This window comes from Actinocorallia lasiicapitis (assembly GCF_054778695.1).
Genome location: NZ_BAAGZI010000428.1, coordinates 1 through 4,743, shown reverse-complemented (window position 1 = coordinate 4,743; position 4,743 = coordinate 1). Strand labels below are relative to the sequence as shown.

Below are 4,743 nucleotides of genomic sequence, written 5' to 3'. Positions count from 1 at the left end.
GGTTTCGAGGCGCTGCTCTGCGCCGACGCCGACCTCGCCGACGGCGCGACCCTCTACAGCCTGCGCCCCGGCACCGCCGATCCCGGACGGATCCGGCTGCTGGAAGCCGCCGACCTCATCGCCCCGCTCGCCCCCGCACCCGTCCGGGTCCGCGCGGCGGATGCCGGAAGTCACGGCTGCCAGAGCGCCGTATCAGCCCCGTTAGTTCACTTCATAGGGGGATACTGGCGGCATATCAGACCGCATCCTCATCTGGAGTCTCCCCCATGCAACTCTGGTGCCCCTTCGCGGAGAAGCGCCCCCTGTCCGCGACACAGGGAGAGCCGAAGATCACTCCCAAGGTCTTCATCGTCCATACGATGGTCGGCTATCTGGCCGGCACCGAATCGATGTTCCGGCAGGGCGGCTGGCAGGGGACCGAGTCGCACTTCGGGATCGGCGGATCCTGGGACGGTAAGACCCGCGACGGCGCCATCTGGCAGTGGCAGGACCTCGCCCACCAGGCCGACGCCCAGTACGACGGCAACGCCTACGCCACGTCCGTCGAGACCTCGGACGGCGCCAAGAGCAACGTGCCGTGGACCGACCGCCAGGTCGACGCGATCATCAAGCTCGGCGTCTGGTGGTGCAAGACCACCGGCAACCCCGCCCGGATCGTCAGCAAGCCGGGGGAGACCGGTTTCGGCTGGCACTCCCAGTTCAAGGCGTGGAACAAGGCGAGCCACAACTGCCCGGGCGCCGTCCGGCTCAAGCAGTACCGCAACGAGATCGTCCCGGAGATCGCCCACCTGCTCGGCAGCGGTGCCGAGCCCCCGCTCGGCCGTACCCTCAAGCTGGCCAGCCCGATGATGCGCGGCCATGACGTCGAACGGCTCCAGGTGGTCCTCAACGGCTACGGAGCGAAGCTCGACGTTGACGGAGTGTTCGGCCCGAAGACCGAGACCGCGGTCAAGGAGTTCGAGAAGAAGCACTCTCTGAAGGTCGACGGGATCGTGGATGCCGCCACCTGGAAGGCCCTGACGGCCTGACGCGGTCTTCGTCACGTCCCCGACGCCGACGTGATCACCGCTGTTCACTCTAGAGTGTTCCCCCGTGAGTGATTTGTCAGCGTTGTCCTCTGTGCCTCCCGCAGGCGTCTCCGGCCTGCACCGGGACGCGGTGCTGAAGTTCTTCTACGGACCCATGGACTGCGGAAAGTCCACCCTGGCCCTGCAGACGAACTACAACCACGCCCGCCAGGGCCGCAAGGGAAGGGTGCTCACCAAGCACGACCGCTCGGGCGGGCCGCGCGTCACCAGCCGGATAGGGCTGGGCGGCGAGGCCCTGGAGGTCGACGACGACCTCGACATCGACGCCCTGGTCCGCGGGCAGGCCCCCCGCCTGGACTACCTGATCTGCGACGAGGCCCAGTTCTACACCGTCCGCCAGATCGAGCAGCTCGCCGATCTCGTCGACGACTGCGACATCGACGTGTACGCCTTCGGTCTCGCCTCGGACTTCAAGTCCGAGCTGTTCCCGGCCACCCGGCGGCTGTTCGAGCTGGCCGACGAGGTCTGCCGGCTCCAGGTCGAGGTGCTGTGCTGGTGCGGGCGGCCCGGCCAGCTCAACGCCCGCACCACGGGCGGCGAGCTGCTGCGGGCCGGCGAGCAGGTCGTGATAGCGGACACCGACGAGGCGCCGGTCCGCTACCAGGTGCTCTGCCGCCGCCACTACCGCGCGGGCGACCTCGGCGCCAAGGCCCCCCGCTTCTAGGCCGTCAGACGCGGCCCAGGAAGGCCAGCAGCCGCTCCAGCGGCCAGGTGTTGATCACGTCTTCGGTGGTCAGCCAGGCCCGCTGTGCGATCCCCACGCCGAACCCGAGATTGTCCAGATGGGGGACGGCGTGGGCGTCGGAGTCGATCGAGAACTTGACGCCGTGGTGCTTGGCCAGCCGCACCAGATCCGACGGCAGGTCGGCGCGGTCGGGGAAGGAGTCGATCTCCATCGCGGTGCCGGTGCGCGCCGCGGCCTTGAACACCTCGGCCCAGTCGGCGTCGACCATCGGCCGTTTGCCGATCTTGCGGGTGGTGGGATGGCCGATGATCTGCACGCCGGGGTTCTCGCAGGCCGTGATGAACCGGCGGGTCATGTCAGCCCTGGACTGGGTGAAGTGAGAGTGGACGCTCGCCACCCGGACGTCGAACCCCTCCAGGATCTCGACCGGCCAGTCGACGGAGCCGTCCGGCGCGATGTTGAGCTCGGTGCCGTGCAGCAGCCGCATCCCCGGATGGTCGCGCTGCAACGCCTCGACCTGGGCGCGCTGCTCCAGAGCCTTCTCCAGCGTCATCCGCTGCATGGTCAGGTCGGGGGCGTGGTCGGTGATCGCGTAGTAGGAGTAGCCGCGCGCCGCCGCCGCGGCGACCATGTCCGCCAGGGAGGCGATGCCGTCGGTCAGATCGGTGTGGGTGTGCAGATCGCCCTTGATGTCGGGCAGCCGGACCAGCTCGGGCAGCTCGCCCTTGAGCGCCGCCGCCACCTCGCCGCCGTCCTCGCGCAGCGGCGGCGGCACCCACTGCATCCCCAGCGCCGCGTAGATCTCCTCCTCCGTCGCCGCCGCGATGACCTTCTCGCCGTCGAACAGGCCGTACTCGCTGAGCTTCCAGCCCTTCTTGACGGCCATCTCGCGGATCGCGACGTTGTGCTCCTTGCTGCCGGTGAAGTAGATCAGCGCCGCACCCCAGGACCCGGCCGGCACCACCCGCAGGTCCACCTGGACGCCCCGGTCGGTCTGGACCGAGGTCTTCTTCTCGCCGGTCGCGATCACCTCGGTGACGTACGGCTGCGCCTTGAACACCTCCATCAGCTCGGGTGAGCCGACGGCCAGCACGTCGATGTCGCCGACCGTCTCCCGGAAGCGGCGCAGCGAACCGGCGTAGGCGATCCGCTCCTCGGCCCCCGGCAGCGACGCGATCACCTGCTCGGCCAGGCTCAGCGCGACACCCAGATGCACCCGCCCGCGCGACGCCTGGAGCTGCTCGACCCCCTTCAGCAGGTTGTCGAGGGTCTTCGGGCCGAGCCCGCGCACACCTTCGAGCCGGCCCGCGGTGATCGCCGCGGCCAGCGCCTCGGGGGAGTCGATCCCGTGGTCCTCGTAGAGCAGGAGGGCGGTCTTCGGGCCCAGCGAGGGGATCTTGGTGAGTTTTCTGACGCCGTCGGGCACCTTCGCGCGGAGCGCGTCGAGCTGGCGGAAGCTGCCCCGCTCCAGATACTCCTCGATCTTCTTGGCGATGGCCTCGCCGACGCCCGGCACGTCGCGGACGTTCACCTGCCGCAGATCGTGCGGGTAGCCCGCGATGGCCTTGACGGCCTTCTGGTAGCTGCGCACCCGGAAGGCATCGCCCCCGGTCAGTGCGAACAGCTCGGCGTACTCGTTGAGCGCCTCTGCGGCCTCGTCGTTCACCCGTGCCATGGTCCAAGACTACGGGCGGGGTCCGACAGTCCACCGGTCGCCGGTCCGCCGGTCGTGCCGGACGCGCCGTTCGAACAGATGTTTGATAAGGTGGGGCGCATGATGTTCCAGGGATCACTGCTGGGCGGCGCCGACTCCGTCGAACTGGGGCCGCTCGGCTGCGCCGTGCGCCGCACCGAGCTGTCGCGCGGCGCGTGGGTGGATCTGTGCCCCGGCTGGGTGGCGGGCGCCGATCCGCTGTTCGAGCGGCTGGTCGAAGGGGTCCCCTGGCACGCCGAGCAGCGCACCATGTACGAGCGCGTCGTGGACGTGCCGCGCCTCACCAAGTTCTACCGGCGGAACGAGGCGCTGCCGGACGAGGATCTGGTGGCCATGCGCGACGCGCTGTCCGCCCACTACCGTCCCGAACTGGGCGAACCGTTCGCGACGGCCGGGATGTGCCTGTACCGCGACGGCCGCGACAGCGTCGCCTGGCACGGCGACACCATCGGCCGCGGCAGGTCGGAGGACATCATGGTCGCCATCGTCTCGCTCGGCTCGCCCCGCGCCCTCCTGCTGCGCCCGCGCGGCGGCGGCGGCGCGCTGCGGTTCGAGATCGGCCACGGCGACCTGCTGGTGATGGGCGGCTCCTGCCAGCGCACCTGGGAACACGCCGTCCCGAAATCGGCCCGCGCCACCGGGCCGCGGATCAGCGTGCAGTTCCGCCCGCGGAACGTCCGCTGACCCGCGCCGCTATCGTGGGGCGGCCGATCAACTGAGGAGAGCGCGATGAGCCTGGTGGACGTGGTGGTCGAGGGCGGGATCGCCCGGGTCACGCTGAACGACGCGGAACGCAGGAACATCCTGTCGGGCGAGCTCGTCCGGGAGCTGCTGGCCGCATTCGACGTCGTCGAGGCCGATCCGGAAGCGCGCGCGGTGGTCGTCACCGGCGCCGGGCCGGCGTTTTGCGCGGGCGCCGACCTCGAGGATCTGCGGGCGGCGACCAAGGGCGACAGCGCGGGCGTCGAACTGGTCTACGAGGGGTTCCTGCGGGTGGCGCGGTCGCCGCTGCCGACGATCGCCGCGGTGAACGGGCCCGCCGTGGGCGCGGGCTTCAATCTGGCGCTGGCCTGCGACGTCCGGATCATCGCGGAGTCCGCGTGGTTCGACACCAGGTTTCTGAAGATCGGGATCCATCCGGGCGGCGGCCACACCTGGATGCTCCAGCGGCTCGTCGGCCCGGAGCGGGCCGCGGCGATGGTGCTGTTCGGCGAGCGGCTGAAGGGCGCCGAGGCCGTCGCGGCCGGGCTGAAGCA

Annotated in this window: 5 protein-coding genes; 4 read left to right on the top strand and 1 reads right to left on the bottom strand. The window is 70.2% G+C overall.

The features are described 5' to 3' along the window. Positions 1-266: 266 nt before the first annotated feature. Positions 267-1,028, top strand: coding sequence for a peptidoglycan recognition protein family protein (locus tag ACYVE7_RS29350; protein WP_460369191.1), 762 nt, complete (start codon positions 267-269; stop codon positions 1,026-1,028). Between the two features lie 91 nt (positions 1,029-1,119). Further along, the gene (locus ACYVE7_RS29345) at positions 1,120-1,752 is read left to right on the top strand and encodes a thymidine kinase (RefSeq protein WP_460369189.1); all 633 of its coding nucleotides are present in this window, start codon (positions 1,120-1,122) and stop codon (positions 1,750-1,752) included. A 4-nt stretch (positions 1,753-1,756) separates the two neighbouring features. Here the strand turns inward: ACYVE7_RS29345 and polX are convergent, their stop codons facing one another. Beyond that, positions 1,757-3,448, bottom strand: a complete 1,692-nt coding sequence (gene polX / locus ACYVE7_RS29340; protein WP_460369187.1) for a DNA polymerase/3'-5' exonuclease PolX — start codon at positions 3,446-3,448, stop codon at positions 1,757-1,759. A gap of 99 nt (positions 3,449-3,547) precedes the next feature. Here polX and ACYVE7_RS29335 point away from each other — a divergent pair, with 99 nt between their 5' ends. Together ACYVE7_RS29335 and ACYVE7_RS29330 are read left to right on the top strand one after the other, a co-directional pair. Continuing rightward, entirely contained in the window at positions 3,548-4,171 is a 624-nt protein-coding gene (locus ACYVE7_RS29335) for an alpha-ketoglutarate-dependent dioxygenase AlkB (protein ID WP_460369186.1), read from the top strand. 45 nt (positions 4,172-4,216) lie between these two features. Then, positions 4,217-4,743 (top strand): enoyl-CoA hydratase-related protein (locus ACYVE7_RS29330; protein ID WP_460369184.1); only part of this gene is annotated, 527 nt, incomplete at its 3' end.